Here is a 21,297-nt window from a genome sequence, read left to right as displayed (position 1 = left end):
CCACTGCCAGCCCCCTCCGCCGCCCGAATCGACCAAGCATCAGAGTGCCGAGCAGCATGTCTCACCGCATCAGCAACTGTCCCTTTTCATCCGTACGAGGCTGGGGACGTTCACGTGTACCCCGACACCTACCTGCACGACCGAACCGCAGGCATGATCGGCAGCCTGTCCCACCTGGTCCGCGAGGCCGCCCTGGACGCCATCCTGGACGGCACCGAGAAGATCACCCGCACCGGCCTGGAAGCCGTCGACCTCGACGAGAGCGCCGAACAGCAGAACCTCCCGCGCGCCCGCCAACGCCGCTCCCGCGAAGCGAGAAGGACCGCGTGACCAGCCACCTGCGGACCCTGCCCGTCACGCTGCCGCCCGTCCACCGCGAGACGATCGGCTCCTACCTCAACCGCCTCGCCGACGCCAACCACCTTACTGTCGGCCACCTCTCGTTCCTGATCGGCCCCAACCGTCGCCACCGGCGCGACGACAACCGCGTCGGCAACTGGACCCCCGCCGCCCTGCCCCGACTGGCGACGCTGACCGGGAGAAGCATCCCGGCCCTGGTCCACGCGATGCCCGTGCTGGCCGCAGTTCGGGAACCCGGACAGCGCCGACCACCTCTGACCGTTGAGGAACTGGCCGAACCGCGATGCCGCCCGGCCTGCCGCCTCTGCATGGCCCATCGCAGCGTCCATGGACTCGTGGTCCGCACCACTGGCCCCCATGAAGGTGTCTGCCACCGGCACCGGCTCTGGCTCCTCGGGGGCAACCAACACGACCTGTCCGCGCTCCCCGAGATCACGTCCACCGACCTTCGGCACCGACGGCTGGTCGGCCGCAGCAGGGACTCCTTCATCGCCGTGGACTACCTCCACGCCCGCAAGATCACAGCCCAGTGGTTCCGGGAGGCCGACCCATCAACACTGCATCAGCGCTGGACCCGCCGCTTGGACACCCTGCCGGAGGACCCCTACGGAGATCCCCATCGTCCCGACGAAGACCGCATCGAGCTCGCCACCTACCCCGAGACCATTGCCCTGACCAGCCTGTTCGCCTCACCTCACTGGCGCGGACATCACGGTCTTCAGGCCGAGATTGCCCAGCGTCTGGCTGTCGCGGCCCAGGACCTGCCGCCCGGCATCAGTACGCGTTGGCGCCACCTACAGGCGGATAGGGCTTGATCTCGGCCGCCCACTCAGTCGCCGCCGTCGACACTGACTCGGCCGTCAGCCGGCACGTGACCACGAACGGCTCGCCCGACCGGGCCTGGCGTCGCCAGGGAGGCGAGAACTCCAAGTCCAGGCTGACGCGCAGTTCGAGCAGACCCGCATCGATCCAGGTGAAGGCGAAGGCCAAGTTGGGCTCGGTGAAGTCCAACCGGCCGCTGCCGTCGCGTCCAACACCGGAGGGTTGGGTCGCCGCCCGACCGAGCCACCGCCCCAACTCGACGGCGTCGTCCGCGGTCAACGCCTGCCAGCGGAACGACCATGTCCCCCGCGGACAGTGGGCAGACCCCTCGACGACCAGCCAGCTCTGCCGCTGGCGCGGGTCAACCGCATCGGGGAACTGGTAGCCCACAACACCCAGCTCGACACCGTGCCCGTCGCTACCGATCAACCTCATCAACCCAGGATTCCACGCAGCGAGGCCGCCAGGCACCGAGGCCGCGCCCCAAGAAACAGTCAGGTCCAGCGAGAACCGCCTCTTCGGCGTCTCAGCCAAGCTGACGAACCACAGCTCAGCGCCACGACATCAGCCGTGATCGGTGAGACTGCCAGCGTCGCCCGACAAGCGCTCCGCGTCTCGGCACGTCACCCAGGGAACGGAATCTCAGTCAGACCTGTCAACACCCAGCTCACAGAGCATTCTCATGACGTGGTGAATGAGACGGGACAGGTGCTGCTGCTCAGCGCCTCGTCTCGTACCTGGTCAGGACCACGCCGCCGGGAAACGTCCGCGTCTCCACCAGGTTCAGGTTCACCCAGCTGTCCAGCGCGGTGAAGAACGGCGTGCCGCCGCCCACCAGGACCGGATGGGCGGCGATCGCGTACTCGTCGATCAGCCCGGCGCGCATGGCCGCCCCGGCGAGCGTTGCGCCGCCGATGTTCATCGGGCCGCCGTCCTCGGCCTTGAGCCGGGTGATCTCGGCGATCGCGTCGCCGGTGACCAGGCGGGTGTTCCAGTCGACCTTGTCGATCGTCGAGGAGAACACCACCTTCGGTGTGTCCCGCCAGCGGCGCGCGAACTCGATCTCCGCCGGGGTGGCGTTGGGCTGCTGGTCGACGGTCGGCCAGTAGGAGCTCATCGTCTCCCACAGCTTGCGCCCATACAGCGACAGGCCACTCGCCTGCTCGTGGTCGAGCCACCACTGGAACAGCTCGTCGCTCGGAGGTCCGCTCCAGCCGATGTCGTCGCCGGGCGCGGCGATGTAGCCGTCCAGGGTCAGGTTCATGCCGTAGATCAGTTTCCGCATGGCCCGCCTTCCGTCCGTGGGTGTCCGGCGTATAGACCAGCGTGGCGCGGGAAACTCATCGGTGCGCGATCTGGGCTCGCCGGTAGTCCTCGTGCTCGGGGCTCAGCGTGGTGTACTCGGCCGACTCGGGCAAGCCGCCTGATCTCGACCTCGCCCTCGCGAGGAAATGCCACGGATTTGAGACTGTCATGGGTGACAAGGCCGTGAGACAGCCAAGAACGCCCAGGTCACGCAAGATCGACATGTCACGCGCGGTGAGACCCTACACCGAGGCCGAGGGCCTGCCCAAGGCCGACCGTACGCCGTACAAGGCGTGGTCGTATGACACCGCGAGCGCCAAGCTTTACATCCCGCGCCTGGCCCCCGGGCAGGACCGCTGGTTCGCCGCTGCCCTGTCGGAGCAGAGGGGCACGGCTCCTTCCCGCCTCGCGGTATTCGCCGAAAGCCCCTCGAACAAGCGCTGGGAGATGGTCTCCGTCGTCGACCTCGACTCTAAGACGCTGCCGAATGTCACCCTCGACCAGAACGGCTACGCCACCGCCGTCGCCGCCAACGACCTCCAGCAGCTCGCGGCCGGCCCCGACCTCCTGCGCGCCGCGGTCCTCGACAACTTCGCCACAGGAGGTGCGAACACCGGCACGAAGGTCTTCGCGCCGACCGAGGCGAGCAAGCGGCAGATCCACGTCCACGACACGACTGGCAACCAGTACGGAAAGCTGGGCACCAGCGTCTTCGCCGGCGCCACCAACCGCTACACCGACGCCTACGCGCTCAAGACCACCGATGGCGGCGCCCTGATCCTCTTCTCCCACACGCACACCCAGACCGACACCGTCGCACGCCTCGGTCTGCAGATCACCCCGAACAAGGACGACCGGGCCTGGCTCCACGACGTGCCGCGCAGCTCCATCCAGTACACGTTCGTCTGCAACGACGCCGCCACGGTCCCCGCGAAGGGCGCCCCCTCCCGGCTGATCGGCTACACGTGCGCCCGCACCGACGCCTCCGGCCCGCCGGCCGCTTCCCGGCAGCCGAACCTCGCATAGGCCCCCAGCCCCAAGAACGGACTGTCCTTGACCCATCCCGATTTCGAGCTGTACGACAACGCCGGACGCGACGCCGATCAGATCGCCGCCGCCCGCTACGGCATCGCCACCCGCGCCGACCTGCTCCGGTGGGCGCGGCGGGACGCCACACCCTTCCTCGCCGAGCACCAGCTGCCGGACGGCCCACTGCCCGGCCCAGACCCCGCCCCCTACATCGCCGCACTCGCCGCGGCCGAGACACCCGCCGAGGCGCACGCCGTCACCAGCCGCCTCCTGGACGCCGCCGAACCGGCGCTCCGTGCGGTGAGTGACTACCTCGTGGCTGCCGCCCACTGGCGCGGCCAGTACCACGCGGCGGCCAAGGGCTCGCCGCCCAAGCTGCTTCGGGAAGCGGCCAGCCGCAGCCTGTCCGTACTGGTCATCGCGGACCACGCCGACCTGGAATCGCTACGGGCCCAGTACGACCCTGCGCCAGCCCCGAAGGCCCCGGCCTCCGGTCCGGCCATGCCTGCGCCCGGCCAGGCTCCCCGGCGCGGGCCATCGCACTGACCGCCCCAAAGAACTGATATCCGCCCTGCGGCCTGGAGACCTCGCTGTCCACACGTTCCTTCATCGCCCGCCCCACCACCGCGCCTGGTTACAGCGGCATTTACGTCCACCTCGACGGTGTGCCCAGCCACCATCTTCCCCTGCTCCTGGCCGCCTACCAGCACAAGTTCGGGCGCGACCTGCAGGCCATGGTCCGTCACCTCATCGATGACGTCGCCGTCGGCTGGGACGAGCTGGGCACCGATCTCCTCGACGGCGCCCCACCCGCGCTCATCACCGCGCTGACCGGCGGCGAACAGTGGCCCAGCAGCACGCTGGACCACCTGATCACCCCCGACGGATCCCCACCGGTGCGCATGACGGTCACCGACGACACCGCCGACGCGCAGGACATGCAATGGGGCTACATCCTGCACCAGCACGGCATCGAAGTGATCAGCGCGCCCCACGAAGGCTCCGGCCAACTCGTGGACTGGACCACAGACCCGCGCACCAACTTCAGCGACCACCCCGCGCACTGGGTCCCCATCGCACCCGCCCCAATCATCCAGCCGGCCCACGCGGCACCACCCCGCAGCGCGCCCGCCGCGGCCACGGCGCAGGCCGGCGCCCCGCGGCACACCAACCGCCGCTAGCCACCCCCGTCCCCCGGAGTCCTTCCTGCCCTCGTACGCCGCTCCCCTGATCACCGTCGTCATCGCCACCCGCCTGCGCGAGGACCGCCTGGACTACCTGACCGCCATGCACGCAAGCCTCACCCGCCAGGCCGTCCCCTGGGAGGCGGTGATCGCTGTCGACGGTGCCGATCCTGAACGCCTGCCGGCGCCGCTCGCGGCAGACCCGCGGGTCCGCGTCCTCGCCCTACCCCGTCCCGTGGGGGCCGCTTGTGCGCGGAACCTGGGTCTCGGCCAAGTCCGAACCAAGTACGTGAACTGGGCCGATGATGACGACGAATTCGCCGACGACGCCATGATTGTGCGCCTGAAAGCTCTGGAGTCAGCCGGGGTGGGCTGGTGCGCAGGATGGAGCGAGGATCTTCACCCCGACAACTCGACCACCCTGTGGCGGTGCCCCACGCCGCCCGGCCGCCACGAAGCCGGCGACGTATGGACGTACTGGAAGTCCCCCGCGGACACCATCCCGATCGGGCCGACCACGATCCTCGCGCGCACCGACCTCGTACGCGCCGCCCCGATGGGCGGCCTCGTGCAAGGCGAAGACTATTGCGCTGCCGTCGGCGTCTGCACGCTTGCTCCCGGGATCCTGCTGCCCGTTCCTGTTTACAGATATCGGCAGCATTCGAGACAAATGACTGCACAGTTCGGGTACGACCAGTTGGAGGCTGCGGCCAGAGAGCATGCATGGCACTACGGCCGCAGCCTGCGCGCCGTCCTTCGCAATCGCGAGGTTGTAGGGACCGCAGGTCCGTGAGCTTTTCCGCGTGATCATGAGCACCGATCGAGCATTTCCACGGTTCGGTGAGCAATGGATCTCGTGACCTGCGGTTTCTGTGGGGCGTCCGGCCTCGAAGTCCACGCCAATCGGGGCGCATTGCTCATGATCCCGCGACGGAGCAGGTGGCGAGGAGTTCCCACCGTGACCGATGCCGCAGGTCAGGGGCTCGCGAGTGCTCGCGAATCTGCGGAACCTACACGAGGCCCTGAGCTGCGGCTGACGCGGGGGTCACCTGTCCCACTGCAGGAGCGCGGCCATCGTCGTCATCGCGTCGGGCGAACAGGCCCCTCCCGAAACCACCACTAGCCTGAGGAGCCGCCCCTTTGGACCCTGCCGCCCACTTCGTCTTCGGCACCCATGACGAGCACGGTTTCGTCGCCTCCTTCACACCTTCCGTGACCCCGCACCTCGCCGAATGGTTCCTGGTCCGCGAGCAGTTCGAGCCCGTCCCCCACCAGCCCAGGCTGTTTCGGCTTAGCGAACCCGAGCGTGACGGCCCGCGCCGCACACGCCAGGCCGTACAGGATCTTCGCCGTCTCGGATATGCCGTGCATGCCGACCTCTCCCTCGACCCCGCAACCTCGGTCAGCTCCCCGCGGCCCGCCTTGCCGGACGGGCTGCTGGAGCGTCGCAGCCGCCTCGCGCAGGCCGCCGCCAGCCGATCGCCACAGCGCAGTCCGGCACCCACCACTGCGCCGCCGTCGGCCCGGCCGATCCCGCCGAAGCCCACCTACGCACCGACCATCCACTGGGCGGTCCCGGGCACCGGACGCCCCCGATGAACCCTGGCAGCGATCCAACCGCATCACCTGCGAACGGACCGCCGAGCCGAGACCGACCGCCACTGACCCCCGCCCACCAGGAGGACCCCATCTCCGACACCCCCATTCCTGCGGTGGACGTCCTCACCGCCCGAGCGCGCGACTTCCGGTTGATGATGGCGGTCATCGACAGTGGGACCCAGACCGCGCTCGACATCACCCGGGACCGCTACGGGCGCACCGTGAACCCGGACGCCGCGGCAGCCGCCCTCGCCCACCGCAACCGGTCAGCGGTCGAGGCATACGCCACCCACCTCGCCCCGCACGCCGACGCCCTGATCGGCGCCGCACACCGTGCTCTCGACGAACTGCCGCCCTCCGGGCCCCTCAGCGCATGGCGTGAGGTGCTCGACTCGCTCGCCACCTCCCACACCGAGATCGTCCGCGTTCTCGACCATCCCGCCGTGCCTGACTCGGCCGCGCAGCGTGTCCAGTACGCCCTGGTGTGGCCTCACCTCGCCGCCTGGGCGGACTACGGATCCATCGCCGCCGACCTGGCCGATCAGCACCACGAGCCCGAACCTGGGCTGACCTATCAGGAGCGGCAGAGCTGGACCGCACGAGCGCACGCCGCGCTACGGCAAGGCGGGGAACTGGACTTGATCGAGTCGTGGCATGTGGCCGACGGCCGCCGCATCACGCTCGCGTACCTCGTCGAGGACGACGAGTCCACGGTGGTCGCGCTCGCCGGAGACCCGGACGCCTCGGACTGGGAGATCATCGGGCACTACATCCATGAGTACGCGGCCGGGCAGGCGCTGCCCCGAGCAGTGCCGCCCGGAGTCCTACGGCCCGACGCCGCGTCCCGGTTCAACCGCCCAGAGCCAGTCCCCGAGCGGCCCCTGCAGGAACTGCTCCGGGAGGTGGTCGAAGCCCGTACCGCCGGCGACGTCTCCGAGGTCCTGCTCAGCGCCACGCAAGAGGGCCCCGGCGCCGGTGCGATGGTCCGCCTGGGACACATCCTCTACGCCGCCGAGGAGTTCTCCGACGCCCTCGGCACAGTGCGGAGCCAGCAGATCGGCGCCCGGATCCACGCACTCGCACGGCAGCTCGACTCCCTGATGCACGAGGTCCACGACACGGCAGAGGCCCTCGGCGCCACCGTCGCCGTCCTACCGCCGCACCGCGTCCCGAAACCTCCGCGGATACGCCCGCGCCCCGCCCTGGAAACGACTCCTCCAGTCGCGCCGCCACCCCACACCCTCACAACCGCGCGCCGGCCATAACCGCCCCAGCTCCCAGAAAGCCCCCGTTGTCCCCGACCGCACCCTCAACCCCGGCACCGCGCATCACCTACCACGCGGTGCTGGGCAGCCCGCACGTCGCCCGACTCCTCGGCGGCACCCTCACCGGCCGCCTCCCCAACGCCATGGCTCCCGTCGCCATCGTGCTGTGGGCGACCGCCTCCGGAGGCAGCATCGCCCTCGGTGGACTGCTCAGCGCCCTGTACGGGCTGGCGTCGTCACTGGCCCAGCCGGTCAAGGGGCGCCTGATGGACCGCCACGGACAGACCGCCGTGCACCTGCCGGCGGCCCTGCTCAACGCCATGCTCCTGGTTGCTCTCGCGGCGACCGGGCACCACGGCGGGCCGGCGCTGAGCACCGCGATCGTCGTCGCCGCGGGCCTGACCACACCGTCCCTGGAAGCCGGGCTCCGGGCCCTGTGGCCGACCGTGCTGCCCAACCCCCGGATGCGACACGCCGCACTCGCCCTCGACACCGGCAGCCAGGGCCTGCTGTACATCGTCGGCCCGCTGCTCGTCGCCGCACTCACCGCCGCGTACGCGCCATCCTGCGCGCTGGTCGTCACCGCCGCCCTCGGCCTGATCGGCACCGCCGTCGTCGCCCTGGCACCGCCCTCCCGGCGCCGACGCCCCGTACAGGCCGCCACCGACGGCGGGCCGGGCCGCCGATTGATCAGCCTGCGCCTGGTGCTGCTGTTCATCTCCCTTGCCGGGGTCGGGTTCGCGATCGGAGCGATGAACGTCTGGTCCGTCGCCCTGGCCGAGCAGCACGGACAGAGCATGCTGTCCGGGATCATCCCCGCCGCCTTCTCCACCGGCAGCCTCCTGGGCGGTCTCGTCTACGGACGCCGTACGTGGAAGGGCACCACCACCAGCCGGCTGATCACCGGTGGGGCGGCGTTCCTGGCCGGGTGGCTCCCCCTATTGGCCGTCTTGGGCCCGGGCGCGGCCACCGCCGCGGTCATCGTGCCCGGGGCGTTCCTCACCGTCATAGTCGCCTGCGCGTTCTTGACCACGGACACCCTCGCACCTGCCGGCCGCACCAGCGAGGCGTACGCGTGGCTCATCCTGTCGATCGGCGCCGGGCAGTCCACCGGCACTGCGCTGGCCGGACGCCTCGCCGAGCACCACCTCGCCAGCGCCGCACTCCCCGCCGCCGGCGCCGCCTTCGCACTCACCATCCTGCTCGCCGCGCGCCCGCACCTGCGCCCGGCCGGGCCCCTTCCCGGCACTGCCGGCACCACCGCGCGGCCCCAGGCCGAAGCAACATCCCCTGAACAGCAGCTCAACACCGCTTCCGTCCCACTTACTTGAGGAGAGCCATCTATGGCAGTGCGCACCCATTGGACCGTCCAGCACCCTTGTTCCCACGAAGTCGACCACGATCTGTCCGACCGTCCCGCCGACAAGCGGGCTGGATTCGCGCGCTGGCTCGCGACGAAGGACTGCTCTGACTGCTGGAAAGCAGCGCGCGATACCGATGGCGCATCCAAGGAAGAGTGGCTCGCCGTCAAGCGTGCCCAGGAGCAGCAGGCTGCCGTCGAGTGGGCGCAGAAGTTCGACATGCCGCCGCTGGAAGGGCCGGAGAGGGCCCTGGACTGGGGTGCGCGCTCTCGCCACCAGTTGATGACCGCCGCGCATACCGCGCTGGTTGTCGAGGGGACCTGGGACGAGGCGGACTGGGCGGACCTGGAGGAGAAGGCGCGGGCCATCTCGCGGGCCGGCTGGTGGATTGATCAGAGGGCCGCAGAGGGCTCTGACCTGCTCGAACTCCTCGATGCCGCGAGCGAGGACGACCGGGGGACTGAGAACCCGTTTCGCTGACGGAGGGGGAACATAGCCGGGGATCGCCGGTTAGCCAAACCGGCGATCTTCCGGACCATTGTTCCTCCCACCGCATCACGTCTCACGTGGAAGGAACCGGATGACCCTGCCCCCGCCCACCCCGGCGTTCGCTGCGACGCCCGACCCGTTCACCCCCGACCGGGACATCACCCACGGCCATTTCCAAGCCGGCGACCAGGTCGTCGTCCTGAGGGGGGTCGCCGGCGGGGAGCTGTGGGGGGATGCGCTGCGCGTGGTCGCCTCCTCCTGGCACGGCCCGACCGACGAGGACGGATGGCGGGTGCGCGACGCGACCGGCGGAGCCCAGTCGTACATCACCGCCCACCCCCGCTATCTCGTCCACCTCACGCGCCGCTGCCCGGACTGCCTGATCCACTTGCGGGCCATGGAGGACTACCTCCTGCCGAAACACACCGACGACAACACCCTGGTCGACTGCGGCTGGTACACCATCACCGCCCTCTACCAGCTGGTGCATGTCGCCGACGTTCGGGGCGGCAGGTGATCTTCCGTGTCCACGAGCGCACCCATACTGCGCACGACCCGCTCACCGCGGCACTGGGCCGCCCGGTCTCACCGGATGACGGGCTGACCGAGTACACGGTGGTCGCCCACTGGCCGGGCCTCGACTCCTACACCCTGGACGACGAACAGAAGATCTGGACGTCCGCCCAATGGGCCGAACACCTCGAAGACCCGCTTCTGGAGCACCCGTTCGCCGCGAGCCCCACGGACGACCGGCGCGCGATCCTCCACCTGCACGCACGACTCCACCACGATGACCGTGACCTCTCGCCGCCGGAGTGGGCGGAGGTCGCCCACCGCCTCGCCCGCGTCGCCGGCATCGAGGTCCCCGGCGACCAGAACGGCTGTCGGTGGATCGCCGTCCAGGCCCAACTCGGACACCTCGACCTGATCGCCAACCTGATCCGCCTCGATGGCGAATGGGCCACCCAGCCCGCAGGCGTCCTGCAACGCCTTTCGAGCGAGGCCCGCCGCATCGAAGGGGACCTGCGCCTGACCCCGGCACCCGCCGCTCCCACGCCACAGCCCCTTGCCCCGCCCGTTCCCACTGCCACGGGCCACCTCGCGAGCATCCTGTCTCAGCTCGCCGACGAGCACACGGGACCGCTGGCCACGGTGCGCTCACTCGTCGAGCACGCCGCCCACCGGATCGCCCGCCAGCCGGGAGCTGCCAGCGGTAACACATCGCACCGCCTGGAGCTGATCGCCCGCTGGCTCTACGTCATCCAGCAGGACCTGGACACCACGGCAGCCCGCCTGTCGGTCGTCCGCCCCAGCGTGGCCGCCGCACCACCCGCCGTCCGGTCCGCCACCCACCGATCACCGTAGGAGAAACGTTCCTCCACCCCGCGCCGACTGTTTTCTCGACATCCGCCGCGATCCGCACTCCGAGGAGGTCCTCGCCCGTGGCGGCGATCCGCAGGCGCACAGCATCCTGCAGCGGGCCGGGTTCGTCCCCGTCGTCCGCGTCCACGAGACCTACCACCGCGCCCCGACGGGCCTCAATGAGGACAGCGAATCCCGCCTGGCCATCGAGGCCGTGGCCCGGCTGCGGGCCGCCGGGTACCACGTCGACTGCGACGCGGGCTTCGATACCGAATCCCGCCCACCCAGCTTCCCGCCGCTGGGTGGCTCCGTCGCCCACCTCGCCGAACGCATCCGCGCCGCCACCACCACCGACGAAGCGGCCGACGCTCTCACCGAGCTGACCGCCGCCCACGACGGCATCCTCGCCGCCCTGGCCGAAGTCCTTACCGCCACCGCCGAGTTCCACGAAGGACTCGGCGCAGCCGCCGACCCGCACATCGCCCGGCGGCTGCGCCACCTCGCCGACGAGCACCTGCACATCATCCGCACCGACCTGGCCGACACCCGCAACGCCCTCGCCGACCGGCACGGCCCGCACCCCGGCCGCAGCACCTGCGCCCAGGAGGTTCCCGCCACCGAACGTGAACGCTCCGCCGTGTGCGCCTGCCCGCCCCCGCCGCGCGCTCTTCCGGCCCCGCCGCCTCCCGTGGCCGCCGGCCAGCGCCGATGACACCTACCTCGCCCAAGGACACCATGTACGACCACGAAAACTCCGAGCGCCTCGCCTCCTACGCCGACATCGTCGCCGGTGAACTCCCGGGGACCTGGACCAGCACCTACCACTCGCCCGAAGACAAGGACGACCTCGCCGAACTGACCGACCGCGCCTGGGACCTGGACCTCATCGCCGCCTCCCTGGCCGAGCACCCCCTCCAGCACGCAGCCACCCTGAGCCGTTCCGATGGCGCCCAGCTCGTCGTCCTGGACCGGCACGACGACCACGGCGGATTCCTCATCGCCGCCGTCGCCCCCCGCGCCCTCCCCGATGAGGCTTATCGCGCCGTCCGCGAGCCCAACGGCATCGCGCTGACCGACGATCCCTTCCTGGGCGCCGAAACTGTCGCGGGCGACCTGCTCGCCCGCTACGACACCGCGCTCGCCCAAGTCCGCCACAACCTCCTGGGTGGCGTGCAGCCGTCGCAGCCGGAGCGGGTCGTCCTGACCTGGCAGCATGACGGCAGCCTCGCCGCCGCACCCGTCGGCGAGCAGGCGGCCGAAGTCCTGGCGGCCAACGGGTTCGTGCAGGACCAGAGCGGCATCTACCGTCTCAGCGGCGACGACACGCAGGCGCAGGCCCGCGCCGTGCGCGAGACCGGTCACCAGCTCGACGCGCACGGCATCGGCACCGCCGTCCAGCACCCCTCGGGGCGGATCGCCCCCACCGCCACACCCGCGGTGCCGCCGGCGTCGGCTGCGACCGGTACCCCGGCCAGCAGGACTCGATAGGGCCACTGGAGGACCCGTCGATGGCGAATCTGGCCGATGAGTACGGCACCGACGTCGAGATCTACATCAAGGCCCTGACGACCACCATCCACGCCGACACCGCCACAGGCGCCCCCGGGCGACTGCTCGACTTGCTCGACCAGCTCGGTCTGGAGCGGCGGGAGGTCCGCACCGCGGGCCCCGTCTATATCTGGCACGAGGTCCCCGAGCACCTCAGCGCCGACGCGCAAATGCGCCTGGCCAGCAGCGCCATCCCCGCTCTTTTGGTGGACGGCTATCAGGTCAACTGCGCCCCGGAGGTCTTCGACGAGGCCGCTTACCACCAGGCCGTACAGGAGATCCGCTCCGGCAAGCCCCGCCATCGCGCTCAGAACTCGCCACCGGCCGCCTCTCCCTCACGCACCCCTCCGGCCCGCCGTACCCCGTAAGCCCGACCGGCGGCCCCGGCACCCAGTCGGGGCCGCCCCGCCCCGTCCGACCCATGGAGAGTTCCGTAGGACCCCGCACACCCCCATCGATGTCCCCTCACCGCAAGCCCCGCCTTGCGAGCGCTGCGTTCCGCCACTACTTGCTCGCCTGCGTCCCCACCGGACGCGAACGCTCTTCCCTCTGGCCCGCGCACGACCAGAGGCCGTGCTCGCCGAAACGCAACGGACTGGGCGCCTCGATCACGACTGACCATCCCTGACCTGGAGGAACATGCCCGGCACCCCTTACCCGGTGATGATGGCCGATGACATCACCCGCCAGCTCACCCAGCTTGCCGACCACGTCGCCCACCTGCCCCCGCGCGAGGCCACGCAGGTCATCGCCCGCGTCCTGGATCCGGACAACGGCCTCCTGGGCGGCGTCACCTACCTCTTGGCCACCAGCAGCATGTTCGCCCAGCACGAAGCCGAACGCGGTGCGCTGCCGGCTGAGGTGTGGCTCGCTTTGGGCCGGGGCTCGAACGAACTCAACGACATCGCCCTGGACCTGGACGAACACGCGCAGACTCTCCAGCGCGTCGGCATGCAGCCCCCGTCCGCCACCGCGCAGCCGCCGTCCCCTGCTCCCCTCGTCGCCCGGCGGCGCCGGTGATGAGAAAGCAGACGCAAGGCTGGGGGGCGGTCGAGCAGCCCGAGCAGCACTACCTCGTCGAACCGCGCGGCCTCGCGGGCGGTGGCGATCTGCGGCACGTTTCGGAATTCCTGCGCGCTTCGGGATGGCGGGACAAGTCCAAGACGGGTGGGCCTTTGGTCATGGAGAGCCCGGATCGCACCATGCGCGTCGGCTACGACCCCTTCGTCCTGCCCGGCGGATGGACCATCCACGGCAAGGCGAACGGCCATCAGCACGAGTGGTGGGCGGTCCTTGGCCGGCAGACGCCGGTGGAGGTCGTCGCCGGTCTGACCGACGCCCTCACCCAGCCCCGCTCCGCGCACGCCCCCAACGTGTGGGCGCCGCTGCAGGAGCAGCGCTGGCGCCATGATCCGCACGCCGGACATCCCACCGTGACCAGCCCCGACGGCAGTGCGTGGATGCAGTACCACCAGGCCGCCGGCGGCAACGCAATGTGGTCGTCGGGTGCGAAGGACCAGCAGGGCAACGGCTGGAGCGCCCAGTTCACCGCCAGCACCCCCATGCACCTGGTCCAAGCCTTCTCCACCGCCCTTTCCAGCCCCGAGCCCGTGATGCGCCCGCTGGGCCGCGTCCCGCACAGCGCACAGATCCGCACCACATCGGTTTCCGTATTGCCCTCCCAGCTCCGGGCCTGGCAGCAGGCCCGGATCACTGCCGCCCGGGCCACCGCCTGGGCCCGCAGCACCACCCGCGCTAGCCGCCCCCGCACCGCAGCCGCCCCCATGCCGCCGGCACCCGTACCCGCCGCTGAACCCGAGGAGTCCGATGCCCGCACCCACCCTGGAATCCGTCCGTGCCGCGACGGAGACGCTGTCCCGTCTGACCGCATACCTGCGCGACAAGCCCGACCCCCAGGAGGCGTTCGCCCTCGTCGAGCCGCTGCTCGATGAGTGCACCGGCATTCCCGTGCAGTTCGGCGACATCCTGCGCGCCTTCGCCCGTTCCCTGCTGGAACACCCGGGCACCCCGCGCAGCAGGGAGGTCGGCGTCCTGGTCGATGAGTTGCGTGCCGCCGCGTGGGAGCAGTCCGACCAGCACACCCTCCACTACTCCTTGGACCACGTGCGCGCCCTGATCGACAACGCCCCGGAGACCAGGCCGGGGGCGGAGAGTGCCGCTCAGTGAACGGCAGCTCGCGGCCTTCGCCGAGATTCACGCCTGGCGGATGCCCTTCGATACCAGCCCGCGTCATCTCGCCGGCCCCGGCGACGCCCGCCACGTCACCCACGGCCTGGCCGCCGCCGGCTGGAAACCCATCTCCGACCCGCTGAGCGCCGAGATCGTCCTGCGCAGCCCCGATCACCGGCACAGCCTGCAGTTCGACCCGCAGTCCTCCACCTCCGCGTGGTGGCGGCTGCAGACCGAGCCCGCCACCACCCAACATGGGTGGTACGCCGAGTTCGGCGAACTCGTTCCCGCCGAGGTTCTCGCCGGCCTCACCGACACACTCCTCGCTCCCACTTCGGGCGAGTCGGCCACCCTTCTGCCGGTGCTGGAAGCTGCCGGATGGATCATCGACGGCCGCGGGGTTGCCTACTCCAATTCGTCGGGGTGCAGGGTGGAGCGCCGGGCGGAGAACGGCACCGGCACCGTGCCGTGGCGGGAACCAGAGCGTGTGTCCTGGCAGATCGAGGTCCGCGGCGACGACGAACTCACGGCTCGCGGGTCCCGTCTGTGGCACGCCTGGTTCGACGGCCACGCACCCGAACACCTCGTGACCGCGTTCGTCACCGCGCTCATCGATCCCGCCCCGCTGCAGCGCGCCATGTTCGACCGCACCGCCCACTACAGCGCCGTGCAACAGCCCAGCCCGCTGACTCCGCAGCAGGTGGTCGACGCGCACACCACCCGTATCAACGCCATCCGCGCGCGAGCCCGCGCCGCCCGCCGCCAGAAGCAGCCGACACCCGCGACGGCCCCGGCGACGCCGGCCATCGCTCGTCCGGCCGCTCGGCGCTGAACCCGACAGGACCCTCCCCATCTCTCCCGATACCACAGCTGCCCGCGATCTCCTCCAGCATCTCGACGATTACCTGAGCGACAGCAAGAACATCTGCGACGCCTGGGACGACTACTCCGACGAGCACACCGACCCCGCGGGCTGGCCCCATGACGACCACGCCTACGGGACCCGTCAGCGCCAGCGCGACGCCGACACCGTCGAGGCGTTCGAGACCGTCCGCGTCGGCGCCCGGAACCTGCTGGCCACAGCTGAGATGCAACTTGCCCGCCTTCCCGTGAACACGGTGCAGAACCGTTGGGCGTACCAGCTGGGCCACCTGCGCTCGGCCATCGACCAGCTCGACGCGCTGCACGAGCAGTGGGTGCACGCCCGTGACAGCCTCCCCGCCGACGCCCCGCCCGGCACCCCGACGTTCGATGATGCCCTCGCCGAGTACCACGCCGAATCGTGGGGCTACCTCGACGACTGGGCCACCCACGGTCACACCCTCCGCGAGATCAACTCCGCGGCCCGGCATGCACCCTCGTCCCTGGCCCCACCACCGGCCAAAGCGCCCGTGCCCGGCCGGAACAGCCCGGTCCGAAGGTGACCTCTTCCCCGTCGCCGCAGGCCGTCGCGGTGCAATTCATCGCGCCGCGCCACCTGGCCGGCGGTTGTGACGCCGCTTGGACCGTCCCCCTCCACCGCGCCTGCGACTGGAGCTACGGCTAGCCCGAATCCCTCACGCCGGCCGCCAGCCCGCAACGGCCGTAGCCGCCGGCCCCTCCGTTCCCGCCCGGAAGTACGTACCTCCTTGCCTCCCTCCTCGAACGCCTCCACCGACGGGTACGACATCGCCTTCCGACTCCTCCTGGGAGTCCTCGCCGTCGTCGTTCCCCTTTCGAACCTCGCTTGGCTATCCGGCAACATCACCGCCCACCTCACCGGCACCCCCTGGGCGCCGTACCATCCAACCACCGCCCTCCTCCACCCCGAACAGCTCTGGCCGCATGCCGGAGAAACGTCACTGCTCATCGGTGCCCGCATCGTTCCCGCGCTTCTGCTCCTGGCCTTCGGAACAGTCGCCGGCGTCCTGTGGGCGCGATACAGGAACCGCAACGGCGGCCGGAAGAAGATCACCGGTATGGCCAAGGCCCGGGACATCGAGCCGCTCATGGCCAAAGCAATCACCGAAAAGGCCCGCTCGCTGCGGCCGAGCCTGAAGGACGCCAAGCGCATCGACGCCAAGGACACCGGGATCCTGCTCGGCAACCTCCAAGGCACCCGGCACGAGGTGCGGATGGGCTTCGAGGACGTCGCCGTCGCGATCATGGCCCCCCGGTCCGGCAAGACCACCTCGCTGGCCATCCCGTCCATCCTTAACGCACCCGGCCCGGTCCTCCTGACCTCCAACAAGGCGGCCGGCGACGCCTTCACGGCTGCCTACAACGCCCGGGCGCAGGCGGGAGCGGTGTGGACCATGGACCCGCAGCAGATCGCCCACGCTGCCCGCGACATGTGGTGGAACCCCCTCGCCAGCGCGAAAACCCTCGACGGCGCCGGCCGGCTGGCCGGCCACTTCCTCGCCGCCAGTGTCGACGCCAGCGCCCAGAACGACTTCTGGTCCAACGCGGGGAAAAACATCCTCGGCCAACTGCTCCTCGCGGCAGCCCTCGACGAGCGGCCGATCACCGACATCATGCAGTGGCTCGCTTTCCCCGCCGACCGCACCCCGCTCGACATCCTGCGCGACCACGATTTCACCGCCGTCGCAGCCCAGCTCAAGGGCACCGTCGAAGGCCCACCGGAGACCCGCGACGGGATCTACGAAACCGCCCGCCAGTACGCCGCCGCCCTGCTCAACACTGAGATCGCAGCGTGGGTGACGCCGCAGAAGGACGTCGCCGAGTTCCGGCCCGCCGACTTCGTCACCTCAACCGACACCCTGTTCCTGCTCAGCAAGGACGGCGGCGGCGGCGCCTCGGCCCTGATCGCGGCGTGCGCAGACTCGGTGATGCGGGCCGCCACCACCCAGGCCGAACGCGCCGGAGGACGACTCGACCCGCCGATGCTAGCAATCCTCGACGAGGCCGCCAACGTCTGCAAAATCTCGGACCTGCCGGACCTGTACTCCCACCTCGGCAGCCGCGGGATCATCCCCATCACGATCCTCCAGAGCTACCGCCAGGGCCAGAAGGTCTGGGGCGACGCCGGTATGGACGCCATGTGGTCCGCCTCCACCGTGAAAGTGATCGGGGCCGGCATCGACGACCCGGACTTCGCCGACAAACTGTCCCGGCTGATCGGCGACCACGACGTGGAGACCACCTCCACCTCGCACTCCGAATCCGGCAAGTCGACCTCGGTGTCGATGCGGCAGGAACGGATCCTGCCCGCCGACGCGATCCGCGCCCTGCCCAAGGGCAGCGCCCTGTGCTTCGCCACCGGCATGCGCGTGGCCATGCTCGACCTGCGCCCCTGGTACCTCGAACCCGGCGCCGCCGACCTGTCCGCCGCCTCCGCCCGCGCCTCGAAGGCCATCACCGACCGCGCCGTCGACAAGCGCGCCGCCCAGCAGGACAACTTCGGACCTGCCGCGTAGCTCTCTGCCCGCCCCGCTCGTCAACTGGGCTCCTTCGCCCATTCCCTTCTCCTGAATTCGGATTGCAGTTCATCGACCGCCTGGCCTCCACCGCAGCCCACCGACAGGACCAACGGCTCATCGCACGTGCCCTCGCCGGCCCCGGAATCACCACCACCACCGCCGTCGCCCCCGGCACGCCGGCCCCCGTGCCGGCACCAGGGCGCACCCGCTGACCCCGACGTAACGGAGCCCCACCATCACCCTGCGCCCAATCGATCTGCCGCTGCAGATCGGCCATCTGCGGCAGCTCGGTGTCGACTTCGCCACCCTGCACACCACGCTCACCGCACTGGATGCCCGGCCGGGCAGCGAACTGCTGCAGCAACTCGGCCCGAAGATCCTCGCCATCCACGAGCTGACCGGCCGCGCCCTGGTTCAACTGTCCGTTCTCGACGGCAGCCAGTACACGGCCGTGCCCGGCAGTCGATCCTCCCTGGAAACACTCAGCGAGGTCGTCGCCTCCGCCTGCTTCGCCGCCTCGCAACTGGCACGGGCGGTTGCGGACAACCCTTTCGAAGCCTCCACCTTCGCCGGCGGTCCGCCGGTCGATGACGCAGCCATGCGCCGGGCCCTGCACGCGGAAGCCGCACCCCTCCTGGCCCTGAGCCTGACCACCGCCGCCTACCACCTCAATCTGTGCGCGACCTGCTGCCACTACACCGCCTCCGGGATCACTCGCGACCTCGAACGCACCGCAAGCACCAGCGCCGGTCGGCCGGTACCGCGCCGGCTCAGCGACGCCCAGTACCAGGCGCTGCGCTCGCTCGCGCAGGGCGGAGCGACGATGCAGACGCGAGGTCGTGGCTCAGCCATGGTCTGCACACCCGACTTCACCGTGATCACCATCGCCACCTTCCAGTCCCTGGACAAGCGCGGCCTGCTGCACCTCGACACCTCCGTACCCCTGTACAAGGGGCGGAGCGTGACGGTTACCGCCGAGGGACATCACGCACTGGACCGTCACTCAACGAGCAAGTGTGCGGCCACCGCGCCGTCCGCCGCGGCAACAGCGGCGAAGGGGCCGCGTCGATGACCGAGTTCCGCCCCGAAGACCCAGTTCTGGTCTCTCCGCGGCACCTCGCCGGAGGCGGGATGAGCAAGTTCAACGATGTGATCGGTCCACTAATTCACCTGTTCAACTGGCGCTACGAACACGACCCGAGGACCGGGCGGATCGATCTTGACAGCCCCTGCGGCAGCGTCTTTGTCGACTTCGAGCCGAACCGGCAGGACGGCATCTGGTGGGAAATCCGGCACCACGAGCCGAGCTGGACAGCCCGGTTCAGCCGGCAGACACCGGCCGAGGCCCTGGCCGCGGTCACACAAATCCTGCCCCAGCTTTTGGGCGACACCCGGCACGCCGATCGCATCCCGCTCACCACGAGCACTCTCGCCCAGACCGCGGAACTCAACGGCTGGAGGATCGTGCGTGCGGGGCCGATCACCCTGCTCACCTCGCCCGACGAGCACTGTCACCTGCGCCACGAGCCGGATACCGAGGTGCCCTGGCGGTTCGAGCACTCGCTCTACGAGGGCTTCGACACCGAGTGGAGCGTCACCTTCACTCGCGATGCCCCCGAGTACCTGGTCGCCCAGTTCTTCGCTCATCTCGCCAGCGACGTGCCCGTCGAACGGGTCTTCAACGAGGTGCCGTTCCTCGTCCAGCACAGCGACAGCGCACTGGTCACACCCGTGAACGGTGCCGCGGTGAACCCCCACGCCCACCACGCCGTCGCCCACGCCGCCCGGGCGCACGCCGACCGACAGCCGAGACGATGACCGCCCCCTCCACAGTCCTTGAACGCCTGCTGGCCCTGGGTGCCGACTGCACCCGCCACCACGACGCGCTGAACCACCTGTCGGTGTACTCGGATAAGTGCTCAACCGTGTACTGCTGAACGTGCTCACCTGTCAGCTTCGGCAGGATCCCTCTGGCACCGTGTGGTGGCGCGGCCGTGAGTGGCGCGGATCAGTACGGTGACCAGAGCTGCCAGGTCGAGGGCGCCGTCCGGGTCGTCCGCGTAACGGGTGGTCTGCAGCGGTCCCACTTCGTCCAGGCGTACGCCTTCCCGCTCCAGGACGTGGGCGAGGACCAGCAGTGCCAGGCGGGCGTTGCCGTCCGGGTAGGGGTGGAAGAAGGCAATGTCGAGGTACGCCCTGGCGGCGCGGGCCGGCAGGGGCAGCGACGGATCGGCGCTCTGGCTCAGGTACGCGGCGAAGTCCTGCCAGGTGAGGGGCGTGAGCCCGTAGCGTTCCCGGCCGCCCTTGGCGTAGGCGTCGCTCCGGCGCAGGTGCACCTCGTCCACACCGAGGACCAGCTTGTGCCAGCCGGCTAGGAGGGGCGGCGTGAGCGGCTCTCCCCGGGAGGCCGCGGCCCGGGATTCGGTCATCGCTGCGAGCAGGCGGTCGGCCCGGTCAGAGTTGCGGAGGCGGACCGGGCCGTCGAACCACGCGGCGAGTCCGTCCACGGCCGGGCGCACCGGGGTCGGGTCCACCCCGGCGGCCGAGGACCAGTCGACCTGCTGCCTGACGAGGCACCAGGTGGCCAACGCGTCATCGCTCACGGTAGAACCCTCGACCGGTCAGGCCGACCGCCAGGTCCTCGCCGACCGTGTCGACCAGGGTCGTAGCGGGGGCGACGTGGCTCTTGAAGCGGCCCCCGATGGCGGCGTCCACCGCTTTCCGGGCCTCGTCCGGTCCCAGGCCGGTGGAGGTGAGGAACCAGGTCAGCGTCGTCTCGCAGAGCCGGTACCACCCCCCTTCGGCATGGGTGCTGTTGAGGACCGCGGTGACCAGGCGGGTGACGGCGCGTTCCAGGTGCCAGCTGCGGTCCTCGGCGTCCGCGTTGGGATGCGGTGCGAGCTGTTCGAAGCGCTCGGCGATGTCCTGCAGCCAGGCACGCCACTCCAGCAGGCAGGTCACGACGCGTGCGGCCGTCTCCTCCGCCTCTCCGACCGAGTCCGAGACGCAGCACCAGGTTTCGACGGGACCACCGAAGTGGTTCGAATGGTCCCAGCCGCAGGCCCACCGGCCGTACCGGGACACGAGCAACGCGGTGACCTGGTCGGTGAAGCGCCAGCCCGCCATCCGGTCCGGATCGGCCGCGTGGTCGGCCTCGGAGGGCACCATTGGGACGATCAGGGCCGTCAGCCGTGCCGCCTCGCCGTCATCCCAGTCGAAGGCGTTCCGGTGGGGGTCTGCGGCGGGCCACGGCAGGTCCCGAGCGTGTTCACGGTGAATTGTGGCGTGCCTCCGGAGGCGGACGAGACGGAACAACCGCCCGATCATGCCTACCGGGCGGGGATCTGTCACCCCAATTTGCTAG

At 70.3% G+C, this 21,297-nt stretch carries 27 protein-coding genes; 23 read left to right on the top strand and 4 right to left on the bottom strand.

Annotated elements, in window-relative coordinates; translation table 11 throughout:
- The first annotated feature begins 114 nt into the window (after positions 1–114).
- Positions 115–330: a hypothetical protein gene (locus O3W51_RS37235; protein WP_443048381.1), complete on the top strand. Its 216-nt coding sequence runs from the start codon at positions 115–117 to the stop codon at positions 328–330.
- Positions 327–1,175 (top strand): TniQ family protein, encoded by an 849-nt coding sequence (locus O3W51_RS37230; protein ID WP_269288511.1) that lies wholly within the window; start codon positions 327–329, stop codon positions 1,173–1,175. Before O3W51_RS37235 ends, O3W51_RS37230 begins: the two co-directional genes overlap by 4 nt.
- Here O3W51_RS37230 and O3W51_RS37225 read toward each other — a convergent pair.
- Both O3W51_RS37225 and O3W51_RS37220 read right to left on the bottom strand, forming a co-directional pair.
- The gene (locus tag O3W51_RS37225) at positions 1,135–1,617 is read right to left on the bottom strand and encodes a WapI family immunity protein (RefSeq protein ID WP_138357633.1); all 483 of its coding nucleotides are present in this window, start codon (positions 1,615–1,617) and stop codon (positions 1,135–1,137) included. The two genes, O3W51_RS37230 and O3W51_RS37225, sit on opposite strands and share 41 nt — an antisense overlap.
- 283 nt (positions 1,618–1,900) lie before the next feature.
- Positions 1,901–2,467, bottom strand: coding sequence for a dihydrofolate reductase family protein (locus O3W51_RS37220; protein ID WP_269288510.1), 567 nt, complete (start codon positions 2,465–2,467; stop codon positions 1,901–1,903).
- A 254-nt stretch (positions 2,468–2,721) separates the two neighbouring features.
- Here O3W51_RS37220 and O3W51_RS37215 point away from each other — a divergent pair, with 254 nt between their 5' ends.
- The 21 genes from O3W51_RS37215 (at position 2,722) to O3W51_RS37115 (ending at position 19,751) form a co-directional block, all read left to right on the top strand.
- Complete coding sequence (locus O3W51_RS37215; RefSeq protein ID WP_269288509.1) at positions 2,722–3,513, top strand: hypothetical protein; 792 nt, start codon at positions 2,722–2,724, stop codon at positions 3,511–3,513.
- Positions 3,514–3,540: 27 nt separating this feature from the next.
- On the top strand, positions 3,541–4,062 hold the full coding sequence (locus O3W51_RS37210) for a hypothetical protein (RefSeq protein ID WP_269288508.1): 522 nt from the start codon (positions 3,541–3,543) through the stop codon (positions 4,060–4,062).
- 119 nt (positions 4,063–4,181) lie between these two features.
- Positions 4,182–4,697 carry a hypothetical protein gene (locus tag O3W51_RS37205; RefSeq protein ID WP_269288507.1) on the top strand — a complete coding sequence of 172 codons (516 nt, stop codon included), beginning with the start codon at positions 4,182–4,184 and terminating at the stop codon, positions 4,695–4,697.
- 46 nt (positions 4,698–4,743) lie between these two features.
- A complete protein-coding gene (locus O3W51_RS37200; RefSeq protein ID WP_269288515.1) occupies positions 4,744–5,493 on the top strand; it encodes a glycosyltransferase family 2 protein in 750 nt (249 codons plus the stop codon).
- A 347-nt stretch (positions 5,494–5,840) separates the two neighbouring features.
- On the top strand, positions 5,841–6,299 hold the full coding sequence (locus O3W51_RS37195) for a hypothetical protein (protein WP_269288506.1): 459 nt from the start codon (positions 5,841–5,843) through the stop codon (positions 6,297–6,299).
- A 62-nt stretch (positions 6,300–6,361) separates the two neighbouring features.
- Entirely contained in the window at positions 6,362–7,564 is a 1,203-nt protein-coding gene (locus tag O3W51_RS37190) for a hypothetical protein (RefSeq protein ID WP_443048382.1), read from the top strand.
- Positions 7,565–7,590: 26 nt separating this feature from the next.
- Complete coding sequence (locus tag O3W51_RS37185; protein ID WP_269288505.1) at positions 7,591–8,895, top strand: MFS transporter; 1,305 nt, start codon at positions 7,591–7,593, stop codon at positions 8,893–8,895.
- A gap of 12 nt (positions 8,896–8,907) precedes the next feature.
- On the top strand, positions 8,908–9,405 hold the full coding sequence (locus O3W51_RS37180; protein WP_269288504.1) for a hypothetical protein: 498 nt from the start codon (positions 8,908–8,910) through the stop codon (positions 9,403–9,405).
- Between the two features lie 100 nt (positions 9,406–9,505).
- Positions 9,506–9,931: a hypothetical protein gene (locus O3W51_RS37175; RefSeq protein ID WP_269288503.1), complete on the top strand. Its 426-nt coding sequence runs from the start codon at positions 9,506–9,508 to the stop codon at positions 9,929–9,931.
- On the top strand, positions 9,928–10,779 hold the full coding sequence (locus tag O3W51_RS37170) for a relaxase/mobilization nuclease (RefSeq protein ID WP_269288502.1): 852 nt from the start codon (positions 9,928–9,930) through the stop codon (positions 10,777–10,779). The genes O3W51_RS37175 and O3W51_RS37170 overlap by 4 nt, the downstream gene beginning before the upstream one ends.
- 211 nt (positions 10,780–10,990) lie before the next feature.
- The gene (locus tag O3W51_RS37165; RefSeq protein ID WP_269288501.1) at positions 10,991–11,488 is read left to right on the top strand and encodes a hypothetical protein; all 498 of its coding nucleotides are present in this window, start codon (positions 10,991–10,993) and stop codon (positions 11,486–11,488) included.
- Between the two features lie 23 nt (positions 11,489–11,511).
- Positions 11,512–12,264, top strand: coding sequence for a hypothetical protein (locus O3W51_RS37160; RefSeq protein WP_269288500.1), 753 nt, complete (start codon positions 11,512–11,514; stop codon positions 12,262–12,264).
- A 20-nt stretch (positions 12,265–12,284) separates the two neighbouring features.
- Positions 12,285–12,692 carry a hypothetical protein gene (locus O3W51_RS37155; RefSeq protein ID WP_269288499.1) on the top strand — a complete coding sequence of 136 codons (408 nt, stop codon included), beginning with the start codon at positions 12,285–12,287 and terminating at the stop codon, positions 12,690–12,692.
- Between the two features lie 271 nt (positions 12,693–12,963).
- Positions 12,964–13,344 (top strand): hypothetical protein, encoded by a 381-nt coding sequence (locus O3W51_RS37150; protein ID WP_269288497.1) that lies wholly within the window; start codon positions 12,964–12,966, stop codon positions 13,342–13,344.
- Positions 13,344–14,276 carry a DUF317 domain-containing protein gene (locus O3W51_RS37145; RefSeq protein ID WP_331284121.1) on the top strand — a complete coding sequence of 311 codons (933 nt, stop codon included), beginning with the start codon at positions 13,344–13,346 and terminating at the stop codon, positions 14,274–14,276. The genes O3W51_RS37150 and O3W51_RS37145 overlap by 1 nt, the downstream gene beginning before the upstream one ends.
- 16 nt (positions 14,277–14,292) lie before the next feature.
- The gene (locus O3W51_RS48580) at positions 14,293–14,511 is read left to right on the top strand and encodes a hypothetical protein (RefSeq protein ID WP_331284124.1); all 219 of its coding nucleotides are present in this window, start codon (positions 14,293–14,295) and stop codon (positions 14,509–14,511) included.
- Positions 14,498–15,346, top strand: a complete 849-nt coding sequence (locus tag O3W51_RS37135; RefSeq protein ID WP_269288494.1) for a DUF317 domain-containing protein — start codon at positions 14,498–14,500, stop codon at positions 15,344–15,346. Before O3W51_RS48580 ends, O3W51_RS37135 begins: the two co-directional genes overlap by 14 nt.
- Before the next feature lie 286 nt (positions 15,347–15,632).
- Entirely contained in the window at positions 15,633–15,938 is a 306-nt protein-coding gene (locus O3W51_RS37130) for a hypothetical protein (protein WP_269288493.1), read from the top strand.
- 204 nt (positions 15,939–16,142) lie between these two features.
- Positions 16,143–17,930: a type IV secretory system conjugative DNA transfer family protein gene (locus O3W51_RS37125; RefSeq protein ID WP_269288492.1), complete on the top strand. Its 1,788-nt coding sequence runs from the start codon at positions 16,143–16,145 to the stop codon at positions 17,928–17,930.
- A 454-nt stretch (positions 17,931–18,384) separates the two neighbouring features.
- Positions 18,385–19,005: a hypothetical protein gene (locus O3W51_RS37120; RefSeq protein WP_269288491.1), complete on the top strand. Its 621-nt coding sequence runs from the start codon at positions 18,385–18,387 to the stop codon at positions 19,003–19,005.
- A 59-nt stretch (positions 19,006–19,064) separates the two neighbouring features.
- Positions 19,065–19,751, top strand: coding sequence for a DUF317 domain-containing protein (locus tag O3W51_RS37115; protein WP_269288489.1), 687 nt, complete (start codon positions 19,065–19,067; stop codon positions 19,749–19,751).
- A 125-nt stretch (positions 19,752–19,876) separates the two neighbouring features.
- Here the strand turns inward: O3W51_RS37115 and O3W51_RS37110 are convergent, their stop codons facing one another.
- Positions 19,877–20,536: a Fic family protein gene (locus O3W51_RS37110; RefSeq protein WP_269288488.1), complete on the bottom strand. Its 660-nt coding sequence runs from the start codon at positions 20,534–20,536 to the stop codon at positions 19,877–19,879.
- Positions 20,526–21,101, bottom strand: a complete 576-nt coding sequence (locus O3W51_RS37105; protein ID WP_269288487.1) for a hypothetical protein — start codon at positions 21,099–21,101, stop codon at positions 20,526–20,528. Before O3W51_RS37105 ends, O3W51_RS37110 begins: the two co-directional genes overlap by 11 nt.
- Positions 21,102–21,297 lie beyond the last annotated feature (196 nt).

Source organism: Streptomyces sp. H39-C1 (assembly GCF_027158125.1).
Lineage (GTDB): Bacteria > Actinomycetota > Actinomycetes > Streptomycetales > Streptomycetaceae > Actinacidiphila > Actinacidiphila fildesensis.
This window is presented reverse-complemented; position numbering and strand designations above follow the sequence as displayed.

What these genes read in the sequence shown, in the direction of transcription:
- O3W51_RS37160 (WP_269288500.1), top strand. Translation starts at nt 11,512, where the DNA reads ATGTACGACCACGAAAACTCCGAGCGCCTCGCCTCCTACGCCGACATC.
- O3W51_RS37145 (WP_331284121.1), top strand. Translation starts at nt 13,344, where the DNA reads ATGAGAAAGCAGACGCAAGGCTGGGGGGCGGTCGAGCAGCCCGAGCAG.
- O3W51_RS37180 (WP_269288504.1), top strand. Translation starts at nt 8,908, where the DNA reads ATGGCAGTGCGCACCCATTGGACCGTCCAGCACCCTTGTTCCCACGAA.
- O3W51_RS37155 (WP_269288499.1), top strand. Translation starts at nt 12,285, where the DNA reads ATGGCGAATCTGGCCGATGAGTACGGCACCGACGTCGAGATCTACATC.
- O3W51_RS37175 (WP_269288503.1), top strand. Translation starts at nt 9,506, where the DNA reads ATGACCCTGCCCCCGCCCACCCCGGCGTTCGCTGCGACGCCCGACCCG.
- O3W51_RS37150 (WP_269288497.1), top strand. Translation starts at nt 12,964, where the DNA reads ATGCCCGGCACCCCTTACCCGGTGATGATGGCCGATGACATCACCCGC.
- O3W51_RS37225 (WP_138357633.1), bottom strand. Translation starts at nt 1,617, where the DNA reads ATGAGGTTGATCGGTAGCGACGGGCACGGTGTCGAGCTGGGTGTTGTG.
- O3W51_RS37115 (WP_269288489.1), top strand. Translation starts at nt 19,065, where the DNA reads ATGAGCAAGTTCAACGATGTGATCGGTCCACTAATTCACCTGTTCAAC.
- O3W51_RS37105 (WP_269288487.1), bottom strand. Translation starts at nt 21,101, where the DNA reads ATGGTGCCCTCCGAGGCCGACCACGCGGCCGATCCGGACCGGATGGCG.
- O3W51_RS37220 (WP_269288510.1), bottom strand. Translation starts at nt 2,467, where the DNA reads ATGCGGAAACTGATCTACGGCATGAACCTGACCCTGGACGGCTACATC.